Origin of the sequence: Microbacterium oleivorans, assembly GCF_023715745.1 — a bacterium.
Classification (GTDB): Bacteria; Actinomycetota; Actinomycetes; order Actinomycetales; family Microbacteriaceae; genus Microbacterium; species Microbacterium oleivorans_D.
In genome coordinates this window covers 370,971-391,004 of the sequence record NZ_JAMBOV010000002.1, presented here as the reverse complement: position 1 = coordinate 391,004, position 20,034 = coordinate 370,971, and the positions used below count along the sequence as shown (strand labels likewise).

At 70.1% G+C, this 20,034-nt stretch carries 21 protein-coding genes; 12 read left to right on the top strand and 9 right to left on the bottom strand.

Annotated features, from left to right (window positions below):
* From mmsB to M3190_RS06675, 5 genes are all read right to left on the bottom strand, one after another.
* A complete protein-coding gene (gene mmsB, locus M3190_RS06695) occupies positions 1 to 1,233 on the bottom strand; it encodes a multiple monosaccharide ABC transporter permease (RefSeq protein ID WP_251579899.1) in 1,233 nt (410 codons plus the stop codon).
* A 17-nt stretch (positions 1,234 to 1,250) separates the two neighbouring features.
* On the bottom strand, positions 1,251 to 2,780 hold the full coding sequence (mmsA, locus tag M3190_RS06690; protein ID WP_251579897.1) for a multiple monosaccharide ABC transporter ATP-binding protein: 1,530 nt from the start codon (positions 2,778 to 2,780) through the stop codon (positions 1,251 to 1,253).
* Positions 2,781 to 2,870: 90 nt separating this feature from the next.
* On the bottom strand, positions 2,871 to 4,001 hold the full coding sequence (gene chvE / locus M3190_RS06685) for a multiple monosaccharide ABC transporter substrate-binding protein (protein WP_251579895.1): 1,131 nt from the start codon (positions 3,999 to 4,001) through the stop codon (positions 2,871 to 2,873).
* A 96-nt stretch (positions 4,002 to 4,097) separates the two neighbouring features.
* A complete protein-coding gene (locus tag M3190_RS06680) occupies positions 4,098 to 4,796 on the bottom strand; it encodes a class II aldolase/adducin family protein (RefSeq protein WP_251579893.1) in 699 nt (232 codons plus the stop codon).
* A gap of 123 nt (positions 4,797 to 4,919) precedes the next feature.
* The gene (locus M3190_RS06675) at positions 4,920 to 5,930 is read right to left on the bottom strand and encodes a LacI family DNA-binding transcriptional regulator (RefSeq protein WP_251579891.1); all 1,011 of its coding nucleotides are present in this window, start codon (positions 5,928 to 5,930) and stop codon (positions 4,920 to 4,922) included.
* Positions 5,931 to 6,090: 160 nt separating this feature from the next.
* On the opposite strand from M3190_RS06675, the gene M3190_RS06670 reads away from it, so the two are divergent.
* The 9 genes from M3190_RS06670 to M3190_RS06630 all read left to right on the top strand — a co-directional run bounded on the left by M3190_RS06670 (position 6,091) and on the right by M3190_RS06630 (position 15,125).
* Entirely contained in the window at positions 6,091 to 6,597 is a 507-nt protein-coding gene (locus M3190_RS06670; RefSeq protein WP_251579889.1) for a hypothetical protein, read from the top strand.
* Between the two features lie 10 nt (positions 6,598 to 6,607).
* The gene (locus M3190_RS06665; protein ID WP_251579888.1) at positions 6,608 to 7,471 is read left to right on the top strand and encodes an NYN domain-containing protein; all 864 of its coding nucleotides are present in this window, start codon (positions 6,608 to 6,610) and stop codon (positions 7,469 to 7,471) included.
* Between the two features lie 42 nt (positions 7,472 to 7,513).
* Complete coding sequence (locus M3190_RS06660) at positions 7,514 to 8,695, top strand: ROK family transcriptional regulator (protein WP_251579886.1); 1,182 nt, start codon at positions 7,514 to 7,516, stop codon at positions 8,693 to 8,695.
* A complete protein-coding gene (locus tag M3190_RS06655; RefSeq protein WP_251579884.1) occupies positions 8,692 to 9,744 on the top strand; it encodes a substrate-binding domain-containing protein in 1,053 nt (350 codons plus the stop codon). Before M3190_RS06660 ends, M3190_RS06655 begins: the two co-directional genes overlap by 4 nt.
* A 7-nt stretch (positions 9,745 to 9,751) precedes the next feature.
* Positions 9,752 to 10,591: an ATP-binding cassette domain-containing protein gene (locus M3190_RS06650; RefSeq protein ID WP_251579882.1), complete on the top strand. Its 840-nt coding sequence runs from the start codon at positions 9,752 to 9,754 to the stop codon at positions 10,589 to 10,591.
* Positions 10,588 to 11,775 carry a sugar ABC transporter permease gene (locus M3190_RS06645; RefSeq protein WP_251579873.1) on the top strand — a complete coding sequence of 396 codons (1,188 nt, stop codon included), beginning with the start codon at positions 10,588 to 10,590 and terminating at the stop codon, positions 11,773 to 11,775. The genes M3190_RS06650 and M3190_RS06645 overlap by 4 nt, the downstream gene beginning before the upstream one ends.
* Before the next feature lie 163 nt (positions 11,776 to 11,938).
* The gene (locus M3190_RS06640; RefSeq protein ID WP_251579872.1) at positions 11,939 to 13,027 is read left to right on the top strand and encodes a sugar ABC transporter substrate-binding protein; all 1,089 of its coding nucleotides are present in this window, start codon (positions 11,939 to 11,941) and stop codon (positions 13,025 to 13,027) included.
* Between the two features lie 44 nt (positions 13,028 to 13,071).
* Complete coding sequence (locus M3190_RS06635; RefSeq protein ID WP_217530515.1) at positions 13,072 to 13,860, top strand: ATP-binding cassette domain-containing protein; 789 nt, start codon at positions 13,072 to 13,074, stop codon at positions 13,858 to 13,860.
* The gene (locus tag M3190_RS06630) at positions 13,857 to 15,125 is read left to right on the top strand and encodes a sugar ABC transporter permease (protein WP_251579869.1); all 1,269 of its coding nucleotides are present in this window, start codon (positions 13,857 to 13,859) and stop codon (positions 15,123 to 15,125) included. Before M3190_RS06635 ends, M3190_RS06630 begins: the two co-directional genes overlap by 4 nt.
* Positions 15,126 to 15,183: 58 nt before the next feature.
* Here M3190_RS06630 and M3190_RS06625 read toward each other — a convergent pair whose 3' ends face one another.
* Positions 15,184 to 15,636, bottom strand: coding sequence for a DoxX family protein (locus tag M3190_RS06625; RefSeq protein ID WP_251579867.1), 453 nt, complete (start codon positions 15,634 to 15,636; stop codon positions 15,184 to 15,186).
* Between the two features lie 53 nt (positions 15,637 to 15,689).
* Here M3190_RS06625 and M3190_RS06620 point away from each other — a divergent pair, with 53 nt between their 5' ends.
* The gene (locus M3190_RS06620) at positions 15,690 to 16,817 is read left to right on the top strand and encodes a class I SAM-dependent methyltransferase (RefSeq protein ID WP_251579865.1); all 1,128 of its coding nucleotides are present in this window, start codon (positions 15,690 to 15,692) and stop codon (positions 16,815 to 16,817) included.
* Between the two features lie 7 nt (positions 16,818 to 16,824).
* Here the strand turns inward: M3190_RS06620 and M3190_RS06615 are convergent, their stop codons facing one another.
* The 3 genes from M3190_RS06615 to M3190_RS06605 are packed head-to-tail and all read right to left on the bottom strand — an operon-like array spanning position 16,825 to position 18,178.
* Positions 16,825 to 17,286 carry a DUF3817 domain-containing protein gene (locus M3190_RS06615; protein ID WP_251579863.1) on the bottom strand — a complete coding sequence of 154 codons (462 nt, stop codon included), beginning with the start codon at positions 17,284 to 17,286 and terminating at the stop codon, positions 16,825 to 16,827.
* 53 nt (positions 17,287 to 17,339) lie between these two features.
* Positions 17,340 to 17,756, bottom strand: a complete 417-nt coding sequence (locus M3190_RS06610; protein ID WP_251579861.1) for a DoxX family protein — start codon at positions 17,754 to 17,756, stop codon at positions 17,340 to 17,342.
* On the bottom strand, positions 17,753 to 18,178 hold the full coding sequence (locus tag M3190_RS06605; RefSeq protein WP_251579858.1) for a MarR family winged helix-turn-helix transcriptional regulator: 426 nt from the start codon (positions 18,176 to 18,178) through the stop codon (positions 17,753 to 17,755). Before M3190_RS06605 ends, M3190_RS06610 begins: the two co-directional genes overlap by 4 nt.
* An 83-nt stretch (positions 18,179 to 18,261) precedes the next feature.
* Between M3190_RS06605 and M3190_RS06600 the strand changes: the two genes are divergently transcribed.
* Positions 18,262 to 19,527 carry a hypothetical protein gene (locus M3190_RS06600; protein ID WP_251579849.1) on the top strand — a complete coding sequence of 422 codons (1,266 nt, stop codon included), beginning with the start codon at positions 18,262 to 18,264 and terminating at the stop codon, positions 19,525 to 19,527.
* Complete coding sequence (locus M3190_RS06595; protein ID WP_251579847.1) at positions 19,527 to 20,006, top strand: hypothetical protein; 480 nt, start codon at positions 19,527 to 19,529, stop codon at positions 20,004 to 20,006. Before M3190_RS06600 ends, M3190_RS06595 begins: the two co-directional genes overlap by 1 nt.
* Positions 20,007 to 20,034 lie beyond the last annotated feature (28 nt).

The following is a 20,034-nucleotide window of genomic DNA, read 5'->3' as shown; positions in this document are numbered from 1 at the left end:
TCAGTGACCTGCCCGACGCTTGTTGTAGACGTCGAAGGCGACCGCGAACAGCAGCACGAGGCCCTTCACGGCCTGCTGCCAGTCGATGCCGATGCCCATGATGGACATGCCGTTGTTCAGGACACCGATGATCAGACCACCGATGATGGCGCCGCCGATCGTGCCGACACCGCCCTGGACGGCGGCCCCGCCGATGAAGGCCGCCGAGATCGCCTCGAGTTCGAAGCCCTCACCCGCCTTGGGCCCGGCGAGGTTCAGACGCGCGGTGAAGATGAGGCCCGCGAGAGCGGCGAGGACGCCCATGTTGACGAAGAGCCAGAAGTCCACTCGGCGCGTCTTGATGCCGGACAGCTCCGCCGCGTGCCGGTTGCCGCCGATCGCGTAGATGTGGCGACCGAAGACCGTGCGGTTCATGACGATCCCGTACACGAGCACGAGCACGGCCAGCACGATCAGGGTGACCGGGATGCCCTTGTAGGACGCCAGTGCGAGGGTGAACCATCCGATCACGACCGCGACCAGCGCGAGCTTGGCGATGAACCAGAGAAGGGGGTCGACGTCCTGGTCGTACTTCTGCCGCCCGAGGCGCGTGCGCACCTGCTGCACCGCGAGGGCGACGATGGCCACGGCTCCGATCACGAGGGTGAACAGGTCGGGGTCGGACTCGCCGAACAGGCCCGCGAGGAAGCCGTTGCCGAGCGAGCGGTACTCGGTCGGGAACGAGCCGATGTTCTGGTTGCCGAGGACCACGAGGGCGAGGCCGCGGAAGATGAGCATGCCCGCGAGGGTCACGATGAACGCGGGGATGCCGACGTAGGCGACCCAGAAGCCCTGCCACGCGCCCACGAGGGCGCCGATCAAGAGCGAGAGGACGATCGCGAGGCCCCAGGGCAGTCCCCAGTGGACCGCCAGGACACCCGAGACCGCACCGATGAAGGCGGCGACCGAGCCGACGGACAGGTCGATGTGACCCGCGATGATGATCATCACCATGCCGATGGCCAGCACGAGGATGTAGCCGTTCTGGACGACGAGGTTCGACAGGTTCTGCGGACGCAGCAGGATGCCGTCGGTGAGGATCGCGAACAGGACGACGACCGCGATGAGGGCGATGAAGATGCCGTTGCGGCCGAGGTCGGACAGGACCGTCGTCAGCCAGCGGGTGACGCGGTTGTCGGCGGGGTTGATGCCGCCGCCGGCGGCGGTCTCCGGGGGTGTGGTGGTGTTCGACATGTGTGTCTCCTGCCCCGTCAGCGGGGCTTCTCCATGGTCATGAGCTTGAGGACGTGTTCGGGGGTGGCCTCGCTGATGGGCACCTCACCGGTGATGCGGCCCTCCGACAGCGCGTACACGCGGTCGGAGATGCCGAGCAGTTCGGGGAGCTCCGACGAGATGACGATGACGCCCTTCCCGGCGGCGGCGAGCTTGTTGATGATCGTGTAGATCTCGTACTTCGCTCCGACGTCGATGCCTCGCGTCGGCTCGTCGAGGATCAGCACCTCGGGATCGGAGTAGATCCACTTCGACAGCACGACCTTCTGCTGATTGCCGCCGGAGAGCTTGCCCGTCTTGGCGAGCACGGTCGGCGCCTTGATGTTCATGCTCTTGCGGTACTGGTTGGCGACGGCGAACTCCTCGTTGTCGTCGACCAGGCCGGCCTTCTCGAGCTTCTTGAGCGATGCCATCGAGATGTTGCGCTTGATGTCCTCGATGAGGTTCAAGCCGTACGTCTTGCGGTCCTCGGTCGCGTAGGCCAAGCCGTTGGCGATGGCCTCGGACACGGTGCGGGTGCGGATCTCCTTGCCGCGCATGAAGACCCTGCCCGAGATGCGGGTGCCGTAGCTGTGCCCGAACAGGCTCATCGCGAACTCGGTGCGACCGGCGCCCATGAGGCCCGCGATGCCGACGATCTCGCCCGCACGGACGGTGATCGACACGTCGTCGACGACGACGCGCGTCGGGTCCTGCGGGTGGTGCGCGGTCCAGTTCTCGACCCGCAGCAGCTCGTCGCCGATCTGCGGTTCGTGGTCGGGGTACCGGTGCTCGAGGTCGCGACCCACCATGTCCTTGATGATGCGGTCCTCGGTGACGTCGGTCTTCGCGATCGTCTCGATCGTCTTCCCGTCGCGGATGACCGTGACGGCGTCGGCGACCTTCTTGATCTCGTTCAGCTTGTGGCTGATGATGATCGACGTGATCCCCTCCTCGCGGAGGCTGAGGATCAGGTCGAGCAGGTGGTCGGAGTCCTCGTCGTTGAGCGCGGCGGTCGGCTCGTCGAGGATGAGGAGCTTGACCTCCTTCGACAGCGCCTTGGCGATCTCGACGAGCTGCTGCTTGCCGACACCGAGCTGATTGACCTTCGCGGTCGGGTTCTCCCGCAGTCCGACGCGCTTGAGGAGCTCGGCGGCTTCGAAGTTGGTCTTGTTCCAGTCGATCAGGCCGCCGGGGCCCGTGCGCTCGTTGTTGAGGAAGATGTTCTCGGCGATCGACAGGTAGGGGCTGAGGGCGAGCTCCTGGTGGATGATGACGATGCCGCGCGCTTCGCTGTCGCGCAGGCTCTTGAACTCGACGACGTCACCGGCGTAGTGGATCTCGCCGTCATAGGTGCCGTGCGGGTAGACACCCGACAGCACCTTCATGAGCGTCGACTTGCCCGCGCCGTTCTCGCCGCAGATGGCGTGGATCTCTCCGCGCTCGACGGCGAAGTTGACGTTCGACAGCGCCTTCACGCCCGGGAACGTCTTGGTGATGCCGCGCATCTCGAGGATGGTCTCGGTCACGATCTCCGACTTCCGTGAGGGATGGATGGGGGTGCGTCGGCGGCGAGGCGAACCCCGCCGCCGACGCGGATGGTCAGTGGTGGAGCGGGGTCAGAGACCCAGTTCCTCCGCCGTCCAGTAGCCGGTGTCGACCAGAGCCGACTGCACGTTGTCCTTGACGACCGGGACCGGCGCCAGCAGGTACGACGGGACGACCTTGACGTCGTTGTCGTACGTGGTGGTGTCGTTGGTCTCGGGCTCCTCGTCGTTCAGCACGGCGACGGCCATGTCCGCGGCGACCTTGGCGAGCTCGCGGGTGTCCTTGAAGATGGTCGCGTACTGCTCACCGCTCAGGATGGCCTTGACCGAGTCGACCTCGGCGTCCTGACCGGAGATGATCGGCCACTCGTCCCCGACGGAGTAGCCCGCGTCGGCGAGAGCCGAGATGATGCCGCGGGAGATGCCGTCGTAAGGCGAGAGGACCGCGTCGACCTGGGTGCCGTCGCTGTAGTTCGCCGTCAGGATGTCCTCCATGCGGCTCTGAGCGGTCTCGCCGTCCCAGCGGAGCGTCGCTGCCTGCTCGATGCTCGTCTGACCCGACTTCACGACGAGCGTTCCGTCCTCGATGTACGGCTTCAGGACGTCCATCGCTCCGTTGAAGAAGAAGAACGCGTTGTTGTCGTCCAGCGAGCCGGCGAACAGCTCGATGTTGAACGGGCCCTCGGGCGCGCCGTCGACGGGGTTGCCCTCGAGGTCGGTCAGGCCGAGGCCGTTCAGGACCGTCCACGCCTGCTGGTTGCCGACGAGCTCGTTGTCGAACGTCGCGTAGTAGTCGACGTTCTCGGTGCCCTTGATGAGGCGGTCGTAGGCGATGACCGGGATGTCGGCATCCGCCGCGTTCTGCAGGGCCTCGGTGAGCGTCGTGCCGTCGATCGATGCGACGATGAGCGCCTCCGCGCCCTTGGTGATCATGTTCTCGATCTGCGAGACCTGGGTGGGGATGTCGTCCTCGGCGTACTGGAGGTCGACCTGGTAGCCCTGGTCCTCGAGGGCCTTCTTGACGGCGTCGCCGTCCTGGATCCAGCGCTCGGAGCTCTTGGTGGGCATGGCGACGCCGATGAGGCCGCCGTCGCCACCGCCCTCGTTGCCGCCGCCACCGGCGGTGTTGCCGCCTCCGGCGCACGCCGTGAGCGCGAGGGCGCCGGCTGCGATGCCGACGAAGATGATCCTCTTGAGTTTCACTGTGTTTCCTTTCCCGTGGACTTCGGTGTCGTGGTGTCCGGTGTGGTGCATTCGACCCGTGAGGGTCTATGTGGGGTGGCCGCGCCCGGTATCGGGCTACCGGCGGCCGTCGGTGATCGGTTCCCGGAGCAGTCGCGCGCGACCGGAGAGGTCCGCGATCGACTCCGCCGAGAGGGGTTCGGTGTCGCCGGCGACGGCGGCGAGGGTGGCGGTTCGAGCGATCCCCTCCAGAACGTGCGCGATCCGGACCGCCTCGCGGGATGATGCGGCCACGCAGAAGGCGCCCAGGCCCGTCACGAGGACGGATGCGGCGCCGCCGCGCAGCGCCTCGATGAGCGCCACCGGATCGACCCGCGGACCGGAGAGGACGGGCACGGTTCCGCCGAACTCGCGAGCGGCCTGCGCCGTGAGGCAGGGGATCTCCCGCCCGCGCGCCGCCCACGCCGCCGCGTGACCGGTCTCGAGGTGGACGAGGGCCGTCGCCCCGTCGAGCTCGCGCAGAACCGCCGCGTAGAGCTCGACATCGGCAGGACGGATGCCGCTCTCTCCGGGCGTTCCGGCGACCGGCCGACCGGTCAGCGACAGCACCATCATCTTCTCGGGGGTCGAATCGTCCTCGACGTCCGTCGGACGGGTGACGAACAGGTCGGCGCCGGGAACGCGTTCGCAGAGCGTCGCCGCAGAGAGGCCGCGGCGGGAGAGGTCGACCAGGAGCGAAGCCACGCGCTCGCGGGTGCGGGCGACGGCGACCTCGGTCTTCACCCCGCTCACGTACCGCTCGTCCTTCGACGTCATTGCCCGACTCCTTCGTCTTGCGCGGCCGCCGTCACCCCTCTCGGGTGACGGCCATGTGACCGTTCACATCGGAGATGATGCACCCACAGCCGCAGAGATGTCAAACACGACGCGCCGCGAGGGTCAGAGCCGGCCCGCGGGCGCCGTCGACGAGCGCACGACGAGCTCCGGCGCGAGGGCTGCGGAGGGAGAGGATGCAGCGTCGTCGAGCAGGACCTCGACGCATCGACGTCCGAGTTCGGCGAAGTCCTGGCGAACGGTCGTCAACGGCGGCCAGAAGTGTCCCGCCTCGGGGATGTCGTCGAACCCAACGATGCTGACGTCACGCGGACAGTCGAGGCCCTCGTCGCGTACGGCGTGGAGCAGCCCGAGCGCCATCTGATCGTTGGAGGAGAAGATCGCGGTGAAGTCGCGGTAGCGCAGGAGCTCCCGCCCCGCGTAGTAGCCGAAATCCGCCGTCCAGTCCCCCAGGATCGGCGCCGTCGTGGCGAGATCCCACGCGTTGATCTCCTCGAGGAAGCCCGTCATGCGCGCCTCGGCCTCCATCCAGTCCTGCGGACCGGCGAGGTGGTAGATGGAACGGTGCCCGAGCTCGATCAGGTGACGCGTGGCCAGGCGCGCGCCGGTGATCTGGTCGACCGCGACGGAATGCCCGGCGGCCTGGTCGGTGGACTGCAGCGTCACGAAGGGGACGTCCACGGCGTGCGCGGCGATGGCGCGGATGACCCGCACCTGCGGGGCGATCACGACGAGGCCTTCGACGGACTGCGCCATCAGGTGCGAGATGCCGTCCGGGATCGACTGCGGATCGCCGGGATCGATGTTCGCCGTGGAGACCCAGTAGCCGCGGGCCTGAGCGGCTGCCTCGATCGCGGCGATGGAGGAGGCGGGTCCGTACTGCGTCGCCGAGGCGGCGAGGATGCCGATCGTCCGCGACCGACTCGTCACGAGGGCACGCGCCGCTCGGTTCGGGCTGTAGGAGAGCTCTCTCATGGCCGCGAGCACGCGGTCGCGCGTCTCGGGCCGGATGCTCGGATGGTCGTTCAAGACGCGGGAGACCGTCTGGTGCGAGACCTCGGCGAGGCGCGCGACGTCCCGGATACTCGCTCTCCGGCCGGCGGCATCGTCGCTCATCGGGCCCCTCGCTGGATGTTCACGGTCACATGGATTCAGCGCCATTATGCACACGAACCCCCTCGACCCACCCTATGTCTCACGGATTCACGGCTTCCACGTGTGACAGACGCGTCTGTCACATCGACGCGAGCGCCGATTCCCGATTTAAGCTGACCGCATGTCCGACCTCTCGCGTCATCTGCCGCTCAGCAACCGCGAACGCGTCGACGAGTCCGCCGTGACGGGCGACTGGCGCGAGGCGATGGCGGATGCCGTCCTCTCAGCGGCCCCGCTGATCACCTCGCCTGACGACGAGGCTCGGTTCCTCGCCGATGCGGGCCTCGACGGGGCGCTGCCGCTGGCCGACGCGGCGGCGCGCATCCGCGCCGGTCGGCGCCGCCGCATCCGATCCCTCGTCGATGCGACGCGCGCACTGCTCGTCCTCGCGGGCGATCGATCCGTTAACCTGCCCGCCACGACCAGCGGCGCGGTCGCCCTGTATGCCGTGACGCGCATGCCCTTCGAGCGCCGCGCCGCCGTGTCGGGCGCCACCCTCGTGGCGGAGGACGCGGGCTGGTCCCTCGGCCGCGGTCCGGCACGCTCGGCGCCGGCACGGGACATCCTCGCCTTCGTTCTCGGTCTCAGCGACACGGTTCCCGGGACACCTTCGCGCCGCGAACTGTAAGACTGGGGGGATGCCGGACTCCTCCACCCCGCGTGTCGCGGTCTACCTCGATTTCGACAACATCGTCATGAGTTGGTACGACCGGGTGCACGGTCGGAACAGCTACTCACGGGATCGACAGCGGATCGCCGCGGATCCCGACGAGAAGGAGATCGCCGACCGCCTGTCGACGGCGATGATCGACGTGGGCGCCATCATGGACTACGCCGCCTCGTTCGGGACGCTCGTCCTGACCCGGGCGTACGCGGACTGGTCCTCCCCCGTCAACTCGCTGTACCGGCAGCAGCTCGTCGCCCGAGCCGTCGACCTCGTGCAGCTGTTCCCCGCGGCGGCGTACGCGAAGAACGGCGCCGACATCCGCCTCGCCGTGGACACCGTCGAAGACCTCTTCCGCCTCGAGGACCTCACCCACGTCGTCATCGTCGCCGGCGACAGCGATTACGTCCCGCTGGCGCAGAGGTGCAAGCGCCTCGGGCGCTACGTCGTCGCGGTCGGCGTCGCGGGATCGACGGCCAAGTCCCTGGCCGCCGCCTGCGACCAGTTCGACGCCTACGACGCGCTCCCCGGGGTGGCCGTGCCCGAACCCGAGCCCGCTCCCGAGGCGGCTCCGACCGCGGCTCGACGCCGCCGCAAGACCGTCGACCCCGTCGAGCAGCTCCTGTCGCGGGCACTCCGGCTGGAGCACGAGCGCACGGACGAGGAGTGGGTGCACCTGTCGGCCGTGAAGAACCTGTTGAAGCGGATGGACCCGTCCTTCAGCGAGAAGGCGCTCGGTCACCGTTCGTTCTCGGACTTCGTGAAGGATCATCCGAAGGTCGCCGAGCTGGACGAGACCACGAACATCGTGCGCGTCCGGCTCGTCGACGCCGTCTGACATCGCGGGCCCGGGACAGCCCTCGCGCGGTAGGGTGTCCCCGTGGCTCGCCGGTCAACACCGCCCGGCTCGCAGTCCTCGCTGCGAGAAGCGAATCGTGCACGTCTGCTCGATTCGCTCAAGCGTCATGGGCGTCTGACGCAGATCGAGCTGGCGGGAGCAACCGGCCTCTCCCCCGCGACGGTGTCCAACATCGTCAAGGAGCTCACCGCGACGGGGGTGCTGCACACCTCGTTCACCTCGCGCAGCGGCCGTCGCGCCACCCTCGTCTCCCTGGCCCGCCAGGTGGGCCTGGTCGCGGGCGCGCATTTCTCGACTCGCAAGCTGCACGTCGCGATCGCCGACGCCACGCGGTCGGTGGTCGCCGAGACCTCGCTGCCGCTCGCGCCCGATCATCGTCACGACGCCGAACTCGACCGCCTGAGTCTGCTGCTCGGCGACATGGTGGAGGGCCTGGGCGGGTCGCTCTCCGACCTCCTCGCCGTCGGACTCGCGCTCCCGGCGCCGGTCGACCCGCGGACCTCCGTCATCTCGACTCCGGGGCTCCTTCCCGGGTGGGACGGCGTCGACATCGCGCGCAGCCTGTCGGCCCGCATCGGCCGCCCCGTCCACGTCGACAGCGAAGCCAACCTCGGTGCCCTCGCCGAGGCACGCGAGGGCGCCGCCCGCGGCGCCTCCTCCTCGGTCTACATCACCGTCGGCCACTCGATCAGCGCGGGCCTGCTCGTCGACGGCGACCTCTTCCGCGGTGTGAGCGGCCGCACCGGTCAGATCGGCCACATGACGATCGATGAGAACGGCGGCCGCTGCCGCTGCGGCAATCGCGGCTGCCTCGAGACCGTCGCCGCCGGCCCCGCGCTGCTCGCGGGATTCACCGAGGCCGACGGCATCCACCGCCTGCGCGACCTCGTGACGGCAGCGGGTGACGGCGTCGCGGCGGCCCAGCGGACGATCGCGGATGCCGGGCGCCACATCGGCATCGCCGCGGCGAGCCTGTGCAACCTCATCGACCCCGAACGCATCGTCGTCGGCGGTGAGCTCGCGCGCGCCGGCGAGATCCTCCTCGCGCCCCTGCGTCACGCCCTCGAGCGCTCCGTCCTCGGCGGAGGCGTCCCCGAGATCGTGGCGTCGGACTTCGCGGAATGGGCCGAGACCCGCGGAGCCATCGCGCTCGCTCTCGATCACGTCGCGGTGGACGCAGACCTGGTCGCGTTCACCGCATGAGACGGCTGCTCGCCGCCCTCGTCGTGGTGGGGGCAACGGCCGCCGCACTCTCGGGCTGCGCGCTGCCGGACAACTCCCCCGGCCGCACGACGATCGGCCTCCTCCTCCCCGACAAGAAGACCGCCAGGTACGAGACCTTCGACCGGCCGGTCTTCGAGGAGCGCATCGCAGAACTCGGCGACGCCCAGGTGCTGTACACGAACGCGGATCAGGATGCCGCACGCCAGCAGCAGCAGGCGGAGTCCGCCCTCGCGGCGGGCGCGGCGGTGCTCGTGCTCGACCCCGTCGACGGACGCGCCGCGGCGTCGATCCTGGCCGCAGCGACCGCCGAGGGCGTCCCCGTGATCTCGTACGACCGGATGATCGTCGGCGGTGGGACGCCCGCGTACTACGTGTCGTTCGACAACGAGCGGGTCGGCGAGCTGCAGGCAGAGGCGCTCGTCGCGGGGCTCGAGCGCGAGGGCCGGACGGACGGCGGCATCCTCATGGTCCACGGTTCGCCGACGGACAGCAACGCGGCGCAGTTCCGCGAGGGCGCCCGCCGGGTCATCGCCGACGCCGGTCTGCGCATCCTCGCCGAGTACGACACCCCGGACTGGAGCCCCGACAAGGCGCAAGCCTGGGTCGCCGGCCAGATCGCGCAGTACGGCGACGAGATCGTCGCCGTGTACGCCGCGAACGACGGCACCGCGAGCGGTGCGATCGCCGCCCTCCGCGCGGCCGACGTCTCGCCGTTCCCCCTCGTCACCGGGCAGGACGCCGAACTGACCGCGCTCCAGCGCATCGTCTCGGGCGATCAGTACATGACCGTCTACAAGGCCCTGCGCACCGAGGCGACGATCGCGGCCGACGTGGCAATGCAGCTCGCGGCCGGGGACAGGCCGACGGGCGACACGACGGTCGACGGCATCCCCGCGACGCTCCTCACGCCCGTCGCCGTCACCGTCGACGACATCGCCACCACCGTCGTCGCGGACGGGTTCTGGACCCTGCAGGACATCTGCACCCCGGCCTACGCCCAGGCGTGCGCCGCAGCGGGATTGGAGTGAGCCACCCGTGACCGTCTCCTCGCGCCGGACCGGCGACCACGTCCTCACGATGCGCGGCATCGACAAGCGGTTCGGTGCCGTCCGCGCGTTGAACGGCGTCGACTTCCGCGTCCGCGAGGGCGAGGTGGTCGCCCTCGTCGGCGACAACGGCGCGGGCAAGTCCACGCTCGTGAAGGTGCTGGCCGGAGTCCACCCCGCCGATTCGGGCACGATCGAGCTGGACGGCGAGACGGTGCAGCTGTCCAGCCCCGCCGACGCCCAGGACCTCGGCATCGCCACGGTCTTCCAGGATCTCGCGCTGTGCGAGAACCTCGACGTCGTCGCCAACCTCTGGCTCGGCCGGGAGCTCCTCGAACGGGGGCGGCTCGACGAGGTCGCGATGGAGGAGCGGACCTGGATGCTGCTGCGCGAACTCGCCGCGAAGATCCCCTCCGTGCGGGTGCCGGTCTCGACGCTCTCGGGGGGTCAGCGTCAGACGGTGGCGATCGCGCGCTCGCTCATCGGCGAGCCGCGGATCGTCATCCTCGACGAGCCCACCGCGGCGCTCGGCGTCGCGCAGACCGCCGAGGTGCTCAACCTCATCGAGCGACTGCGGGACCGCGGGCACGGTGTGGTGCTCATCAGCCACAATCTGACCGACGTGCTCGCCGTCGCCGACCGCATCGTCGTCCTGCGCCTCGGGCGCAACAACGGGGAATTCGACGCCGAGGAGGCCACCAGCGAGGTTCTGATCGCGGCGATCACCGGTGCCCTGGACGCTGCGCGCCCGCATCCCGAACCCCTCGAACCACGCGCCCCCGTCATCCCTCTCGCCGAGGCCCGACGGCGCGCGGAGGGCGATCGATGACCCGCGACGCCGGCGTCGTCGCCCTTGCGCTCGCGCGCCTGCGGTCAGGCGAACTGGGTCGGATGCCGGTGGTCATCGCCCTGGTCGTGATCGCGATCGTCTTCCAGACGCTGAACCCCGTCTTCCTCACCAGTCGGCACCTGAGCGACTTGCTCATGCAGTGCGCGGCGATCGGCACCATCTCGCTCGGCATCGTCCTGGTCCTCCTCATCGGCGAGATCGACCTGTCCGTGGGCTCGATGTCGGGTGTCGCCGCCGCGATCCTCGCCGTCGGAGCCGTGCAGCTGCAGTGGCCGCTCCCGCTCGCGGTGGCGGCCGCGATCGCCGCCGGCTGCGTCGTAGGAGTCTGTTACGGCGTCCTCCGGACGAAGCTCGGGTTGCCGAGCTTCGTCGTGACGCTCGCGGGGCTGCTCGGCCTCCTCGGGGTCCAGTTGTGGGTCCTCGGCGACGCCGGGTCGATCAACCTCCCGTTCGATTCGTGGATCGTGCAGTTCGCGCAGCAGATGTACCTGCCGCACTGGCTGGCGTACGCGCTCGCCGTGGGCACCGCGGTCGCCTACACCGCGACGCTGCTCCGCCGCGCGCGACGGCGAGCGGCAGCCGAGCTCGAGAGCGAGCGCACCCTCACCATCGTCATCCGCGGCGTGCTGCTTCTGACCGGGCTCGTCGGCGCGTGCTGGTACCTGGGTCTCTCGCGCGGCGTCGGTGTCATGTTCGTGCTCTTCGTCGTGCTCGTCGTGACGGCCCATCTGGCCCTGACCCGCACCCGCTGGGGGCGGTCGGTGTTCGCAGCGGGCGGCTCGATCGAGGCGGCGCGGCGGGCCGGCATCCGTGTCGACCGCGTCGTGATCTCGGTCTTCGTCCTGTGCTCGGCATTGGCGGCCACCGGCGGGCTGCTGGCGGCCGCTCGCCTGGCGGCGGCGAACCAGAGCACCGGTGCCGCCGACACGAACCTCAACGCGATCGCGGCGGCCATCATCGGTGGCGCGTCCCTCTTCGGAGGTCGAGGGTCGGCCTTCGCGGCGCTGCTGGGCGTCGTGGTGATCCAGGCGATCTCCTCCGGCCTCACCCTCGTGAACCTGAGCTCGGCCGTGCAGTTCATGGTCACCGGAGCGGTCCTCGTCTTCGCCGTCGCGCTCGACGCCGTCACCCGGCGGTCGCGGCTGGGCTCCGGCGCCCTCTAGCGAGTCGCACCCGCGCTGGAGGACGCTGTGGGTCGCCGCGCATCGGGTCGTCAGCGGTGACGAAAGCGTTATGTTCACATCTTGACTTCATTTCGTGAACGCATCAAGATCATCGTCAAGCGCGATGTCGCGCTCGTTTGATTTCACTGTCGAAAGGCGAACGATGAAGAAGTCCCTGTCCGTCGCAGCAGCCCTGGGGGCCGTTGCACTCCTGCTCGCCGGCTGTTCCACCTCGAACACCCCGGCACCCGCGGGCTCGAGCGGCGGCGCCGAACCGGCCGAAGCCGGCCGCGCGTGCGTCATCCTCCCCGACGCGGCGTCCTCGCCCCGCTGGGAGAACTTCGACCGCAAGTACCTGGATGAGGGCCTCAAGGCCGCCGGCTTCGACGTCGACATCCAGAACGCGCAGGGCGACACCTCGAAGTACGCGACCATCGGCGACCAGCAGCTCACCCAGGGCTGCGGCGTGATGTTGCTCGTCGACTACAACGGCGCCGCTGTGGGTGTGGCCACCAAGGCGAAGTCCCAGGGCATCCCCGTCATCGCCTACGACCGTCCGTTCCAGGGCGCCGACTACTACGTCTCCTTCGACAACGTCGAGGTGGGCAAGCTCGAAGGGCAGACGGTCCTCGACGGCCTCGAGGCCGCGGGCAAGGACCCGGCGACCGCGGCCGTCTACTACATGGGCGGCGACCCGACCGACGGCAACGCGGCGATGTTCAAGAAGGGCGCCGTCGAGGTCATGGAAGCAGCCGGCATCAAGCCGGTCGCGGAGCCCCCGGGAGTCTGGGACGGCGCGAAGACGCAGACCAACTTCGAGCAGGCGCTCACCGCCAACGGCGGCAAGGTCGACGGCGTCTGGGCCGCAAACGACACCAACGCGGACGGCGTCATCAAGGTGCTCCAGGACCGCGACCTCACGGGTGTCGCCGTCTCGGGCCAGGACGCGAACGTCGAGGGCCTGCGCAACATCCTCACCGGGTGGCAGACCGCCACGGTCTACAAGCCGGTCAAGGATGAGGCCGAGGCCGCGATCAAGGTCGCGACCGACCTCCTCCAGGGATCGACGCCGAGCGCGGACCAGAAGCTCGAGGACGGCACGCCGTACATCGCGGTGACGCCGCAGCTCGTCGGGCCCGACGAGGTCAAGGATGTCGTCGCCGCCGGCGACGCCTCGGCCTCGGACGTCTGCTCCGGCGAGATCGCCGGCGTCAGCCTCGCCGACAAGTGCGCCGAGTACGGCGTCGAGTGATCTGACGAGGGTGCGCGACACCTCGACCTCTCAGGAGAACCCGCATGAGCGAACCCATCATCGAACTCCGGCGCGTCACGAAGTCCTTCGGCCCGGTCAGCGTCCTCAAGGGCGTCGACCTCACGGTCCGACCGGGAATGGTCACCGCCCTCGTCGGCGACAACGGCGCCGGAAAGTCCACTCTGATCAAGGGCCTCGCCGGCGTGCAGCCCTACGACACCGGCGAGATCCTCGTCGACGGTCAGGAGCAGTCGCTCCGGACCCCCCGCGAAGCGGGTGCCCTGGGGATCGAAGTCGTCTACCAGGACCTCGCCCTGTGCGACAACCTCGACATCGTCCAGAACATGTTCCTCGGCCGCGAGGAGGTGATCGGCGGCACCTTCGACGAGGGGCGCATGGAGAAGGAGGCGTCCGACACGCTGCGGTCGCTGTCCGTGCGGACCGTCAAGAGCGTCCGCCAGAAGGTCTCGAGCCTGTCCGGCGGCCAGCGGCAGACGGTCGCGATCGCCCGCGCGGTGCTGAAGAAGGCGCGTGTGGTCATCCTCGACGAGCCCACCGCAGCCCTCGGCGTCGCGCAGACGGAGCAGGTCCTCAACCTCGTCCGACGGCTCGCCGATCAGGGTGTGGCCGTCGTGCTCATCAGCCACAACCTGGCCGACGTGTTCGCGGTCGCCGACGACATCGCCGTCCTCTACCTCGGCCAGATGGTCGCCCAGGTCGCGACCACCGAGACCACCCGCGACGACATCGTCGGCTACATCACCGGAACCAAGGTCCCGCCGGGCGTGCAGCTCGTCGGGACATCCACGATCCCCGTCGGAGGCGACGCATGAGCACCAGCACCCGGACCGCGGCGGCACCCGACCCCGTCGTCAGCGACCTCATCGGCAGCGGCGTCGAGGGCGGCGTCGGCGATCAGATCAATGCCTGGCTGCAGCGTGTGCGCGGCGGCGAGATGGGGGCGCTGCCGGCCGTCGGCGGTCTCATCCTCCTCGTCATCCTCTTCAGCATCCTGAGCCGCTTCTTCTTCACTCCCGTGAACTTCGCGAACCTCATGAGCCAGGCGGCATCCCTCGTCGTCCTCGGCATGGCGCTGGTGTTCGTGCTGCTCCTCGGCGAGATCGACCTGTCGGCGGGTGTCACCGGCGGCGTGGGCATCGCATCCTTCGTCGTCCTCAACGTCAAGCTCGACGTCCCGTGGCCGCTCGCACTCGCTCTCGGCCTGCTCATCGGCCTGGCGACGGGAGCCTTGATCGGCTTCCTCGTGGCGCGGATCGGCATCCCGTCGTTCGTCGTCACCCTCGGCCTGTTCCTCGGGTACCAGGGCCTCGCTCTGCTCATCATCGGCGCGGGCGGTCTGTACCCCATCGAGGCACCCGAGCTGCTGGCCCTGCAGAACGGACGACTCCCGGTCTGGGGAGGCTGGGTCATGCTCGCCGTGATGCTGCTGGTCTCGGGCGGACTGTCGTTCTGGGACCGCCGACGCCGCACCCGGGCGGGCGTTCCCAACCGTCCGATCGCGCTCGTGTGGGCGAAGCTCGCGGTGCTGGCGATCCTCGGCGGCGCGGCGGTGTTCGTCCTCAACCTCAACCGCTCGCAGTCGATCATCCCGATCGAGGGCGTGCCGACCATCGTCCCGGTCGTCCTCACGATCCTCTTCATCGGGACGTTCGTGCTCGACCGCACCAAGTTCGGCCGATACGTCTACGCGATCGGCGGCAACGCCGAGGCGGCACGGCGCGCGGGTATCAAGGTCCGCTGGGTGAAGTGGTGGTGCTTCGTCATCGCCTCGGGCCTGTCGGTGGTCTCCTTGCTCTTCAACCAGACGCGTGTCGGCTCGGTCGACGGCGCGGTGGGGCGCGACATCGTCCTCTCGGGCGTCGCGGCGGCTGTCGTGGGTGGCGTGAGCCTCTTCGGCGGTCGCGGGCGTCTCATCCACGCCGCGATCGGCGCGCTCGTCATCGCCATCATCATCAACGGGCTGGGTCTGCTGCAGATGGATGCCGGCTTCAACCTGCTCGTCACCGGTGGCGTCCTGATCCTCGCCGCCACGGTCGACGCGCTGTCGCGACTGCGCACCGGGGGTATCCGCACCTGACGGTGCGACGGAGATGAGGGTGGCCCCGGTCCATCTGACCGGGGCCACCCTCATCTCGTCAGTGCCGCGTCGACCCCTGATCCCGCGTCGACCCCTGATCCCGCGTCGACCCCTGATCCCGCGTGGACCCCTGATCCCGCGTGGACCACAGCGCCCACGCGACGAGGACCGGCTGGAAGAGCAGCCGCGCCCAGCGGGCCTTGTCGCTGTCGAGGCGGAAGCCGTCGCGCCGGCCGAGCGCCTGCGCGACGTTGCCGGGGAAGATCGCGATGAAGAAGGTCGCCAGGATGACTCCGACCCGGCGCCGCTCCTTCGGCAGCGCGACCAGCGCAGCGCCGAGCATCATCTCGACGGCGCCCGAGGCGACCACGACGCCGTCCTTGTCGATCGGCAGCACCTCGGTGACGACGTCGGGGACCTGCGCCTGGAACTCCGTGCGCGCCCAGAACAGGTGGCTGAGGCCGGCGAACACCATGGCGCCGGCGAGTACCCAGCGTGCGAGAGTCTTCATCGTCCGAGTATCCCCCGACGGGGGATGCCGCGGCCCGGCTATACCCTCGAATCGTGACCTCCCTCGCGCCCTTCCCGTTCGCGCGGCTGTCCCGCTCTCCGGACGTCGAGGCGACCGGGCTCGTGGCGGCGGATGCCGCGGATCGGCTGATCCTCGACGAATCGGCCGCAGCGCGGGCCGCCGCGGCGCCCGGTGAGATCGCGGTCATCGGCGACGCCTACGGCGCGCTCGCGCTGGGGGCGGCATGGGACGGCGGCACCGGCATCCGTGTCCATCAGGACGCCCTCGTCGCCGAGCGCGCGCTTGCGCGGAACGCCGCCGCGCTCGGGCTCGCCGCGCGGGTGACCTCGCTCCCCCTGGCCGCCGAGGTCGTCTCGGGCGCCCGCGTCGTGCTGCTGCGCCTCCCCCGCTCGCTCGACGCCCTCGACGACGTCGCCGCGCTCATCGCAGCGCACGCCCGCCCGGACGTCGTCGTCTACGCCGGAGCACGGCTGAAGCACATGACGCGCGCGATGAACGACGTGCTGGCGCGTTCCTTCGTGCAGCTCGACGTCACGCTGGCGCGCCAGAAATCCCGCGTGCTGGTCGCACGGTCTCCGCAGGACGGCCACGATCCCGTGCCGGCTGACGGGGAGGCCGACGGTCTCGCCCTGCGCGCCTTCGGCGGCGCGTTCGCGGGTGCGCGGCTCGACATCGGCACCCGCCTCCTGCTCGCCCACCTCCCCCGTGACCCCGGCGGCGACACCGCCGACCCGCTCATCGACTTCGCCTGCGGGACGGGCGCGGTCGCCGCCCATCTCGCCCTCGCTCACCCGGAGCGACGCGTCTACGCGTCCGATCAGTCGGCTGCCGCCGTCGCGTCGGCCCGGGCGACGGCCGAGGCGAACGGTGTGGCCGATCGGGTCGAGGTGGTGAGGGACGACCTGCTTCAGGCACGCGCGGAGGCCTCGGCATCCTTCATCGCACTGAACCCGCCCTTCCACAGCGGCGCGGCAGTGACCGATCGGCTCGCGCCGCGGATGTTCGCCGACGCGGCTCGCGTCCTGCGATCCGGCGGGGAACTGTGGTGCGTCTGGAACTCCGGACTGCGCTACCGGGGCGAGCTCGAGCGGATCGTGGGACCGACGCGGCAGGTGGCGCGCGACGCGAAGTTCACCGTGACGGTGTCGACGCGTCGCTGACGAGCGTTCACCGGCCGCCCGGCGGTCCGAGGATCAGCAGGGCGACGTACAACGCCACGACGGCGACCACGATGAGGGCGACGAGGATGCCCGCGTGGCGGAGGAACCACCGCAGCAGCCGGTCGATCGGGCGGCGGTCGCGGGGGTCGTCGGTCTCGTCGAGCCGCCACTGCCCGTCGAGGCGCCCGGTGCGGCGCAGCCAGACCTCCATCGGGAGGGTCGCGTACGGCACGATCGCCGAGGCGACGGCGAGCAGGGCGACCCCCGGACGCCAACGGTTGTTCAGGGCGACGAGGATGGCGGTCGCCCCGTACGAGAGGAAGACGAAGCCGTGGATGCCGCCGCCGATGGTGACGGCGACGGCCGGCCCGCCGACGGCGCGGACGATGAGTCCGGCGATCAGAAGGGTCCAGGAGATCACCTCGCCGATGGCGAGGACGCGATACAGGGTGGCAGGGGCGCGGAACACCCCTTCAGGCTACCTGAAGGACGCCGCCGAGCCTGCGCGATAGCTGTGATCGATCAGCGGCGCGTCGACCACAGTGCCCACGCGACGAGGACCGGCTGCAGGAAGAGCCGAGCGAAACGCTTGGCGTCCGAGTCGAGCCCCGGGACATCACGGCCGGTGCGCCAATGGTGCACGTTGCCGGGGAAGACGGCCACGAACAGCGCAGCGACCGCGACCCCGACACGACGCCGCTCGCGCGGCAGGAGGACGAGCCCCGCCCCGAGCATCAGCTCGACCACGCCCGACACGACGACGATGGTGTCCTTGTCGGTGCGCAGCAGACGGGGCGCCCAGTCGGGCACAGCGACGCGGAAGCCGCGACGGAGGGTCGTGAGGTGACCGGCGCCGGCGGCGACCAGGACGGCCGCCAGCGCCGATCGCGCGACAGAGCGCAGCGGATCGCGCCGCGACCGGTTGCGATGCCGCGTCATTCGACCACGCCGGCTCGGATGCCGTCCAAGGACTCGGCGACCTTGGGGTGCGCCTGCGCGAGGGCGCGGTCGAGCGCGGCGAGCCGCTCCTGCGCGTCCTGCAGGACCTTCGCCCCCCGCGGGGTGACGCTGAGGTCGCTGGCGGCCCCGGCCTGTGCGGTCGCGTCGGCCACCAGGCCGTCGTCGACGAGGGCATGCACCGCCGCATGGGCCGACTGGACGGTGATCCGGGACCGGCGCGCGAGTTCTGAGAAGGAGATCCCGGGTTCGGCGCCGATATGACCGAGCAGACCGAATTTCCGCGTCGAGATGCCGAGGTCGCGGAGCTCCGCGGCGAGCTGCGACTCCCACGCGGCGGAGACGGCGAGCAGTGCGATCACCGGGCTGAAACGCGGTGCATCCTCGGTCGGGGTATCTGCCACGCGAGCAGTCTATGAGTCAAGGGACAGCCGGCCCGTGATTTGCGTGGCGGGGACCGGCCCCGGGAGCCAATACAATCAGCGCTATGATGCGCGCGAACGCCCATCCCACCGCAGCGTTGGCCGCTGCGGTGATGGCGTTCGCCCTGGTGGCTCCGGTGGCTCCCGTGTCGGAGGCGTCCGCTGCCACGACGGTACCGGATCACCACGTCCATACCGCCGTGCCCAGCGTCCCCGCGGCCCTCGCCGAGCTCGCCTCTCTCGATCGCGCGGGCATCGCCGATCTGCTCGAACGGACCCCCGGGCTGATCGCGACCCTGCTGACGCGGACGTCGGCCGGCGAGGCCGCGGCGTGGTGGACGGGGATGGATGTCGCGCACCGCGCAGATCTCATCCGCACCGCGCCCCTCCTCGTCGGTTCGCTCGACGGCATCGACGCCGTCGACCGCGTGCGGGCGAACCGGTACGCGGCGCGCACCCGACTGGCGCGTGTCGACGAACGACTCCAGCGCCTGACCCGCGGCGACGACGAGGACGACGCCGCGCAACTCGGTGACCTCCTGCTCGAGCGCCGCTACCTCACGAGGGTCGTCGCCGGCGACGTGCACCTCTACCTGTACGCTCCCGAGCGCGGCGCGATGATCGAGATGGCCGGAGATCCGTCGACGGCCGCCGGCATCCTGCTCGTCGTGCCGGGCACGAACGCGTCGGTGCGCAGCTTCATGGTGGACGACCCGGTCACCTCCTTCGCCGACTGGCAAGCGGCCAACGCCGATCCCAGCTCGCCCATCGTCGCATTCACGGTGCTCGCCGCCCCGATGCCTCAGATCTCGCTCGATGTGGTGGCGGGACCGCAGAACAACACGATCGCGACGGCCGCCGGTGCGGACTACGCTCGCATCGTGAAGGGAATCGACGTCGCTTTCCCGGGTCTTCCGACGCTCAGCTACGAGCACTCCGCGGGCTCGCAGGTCGGCAGCGCAGCGGAGGTGCACGGCGCCCGCTTCGACGTGCGGTTCCTCGCGGGCGGGGTCGGTGCCACGGACGGCTACCAGCCGGTGGCCGGCACTGCGTATTACGCGGCGCAGGCGGCGGAGGATGTCAACCGCTACTACGCCGGCTTCCAGGTCGGCGACATCGGCTACGGGGTCGGTCCCGAGGAGATCCCCGGGGTGGTGATCGTCGACCCGGGATACACCGAGGAGCAGGCGACGGGCTCGGTCGGCGCGATGCTCATGCAGGGGCTCGACCTCCACAATCGGCTGTTCAGCGGCGACGGACGCACCAACGGAACCGTCCTGAAGGATGTACGCCTGCTTCTGGCCTCCTTGGCCCGCGGAAGCGGCGGCTGATGCGCGCCCGGTCCGGCGCAGCGACGATGCTGCTCGTGACCTTCCTCACCGGCCTCACCGCCTGCTCCGCGAGCTCCGGCCCGTCCTACGTCGAGGTGCGCGCCCAGGTCGAGGATGCCGTCGCGGAGATCGTCGCCGCCCTTCCCGACGGCGCCGAGTTCCTCCCCGACGGCGGAGCCCGCGCGCAGACGTGCGACTCGGAGGTGAGCCCGCGCGGACGGGCGGCCGGCGACTTCGCGACGGTGCACGGCGCGGTCAGCCTCCCCGAGGGGACGGATGCCGCGACCACCGTCACCGAGCTTCCTGTCGCCCTCGGCGACGGGTGGGCCCTCGAACCCGCCGGCGTCGACCTCGACATCGCGACCGTTCGGCTCAGTCGCGCCGAGACGAACGTGTCCGTGGATGTGACGGAGTCCACCGTCGACGGGCGCCCCGGGCTCGACCTGCTCGCGGTGTCGGAGTGCGGCCGCGCGGGCTGAGCCGCGCCGTGGGATGAGGGCACCGTCG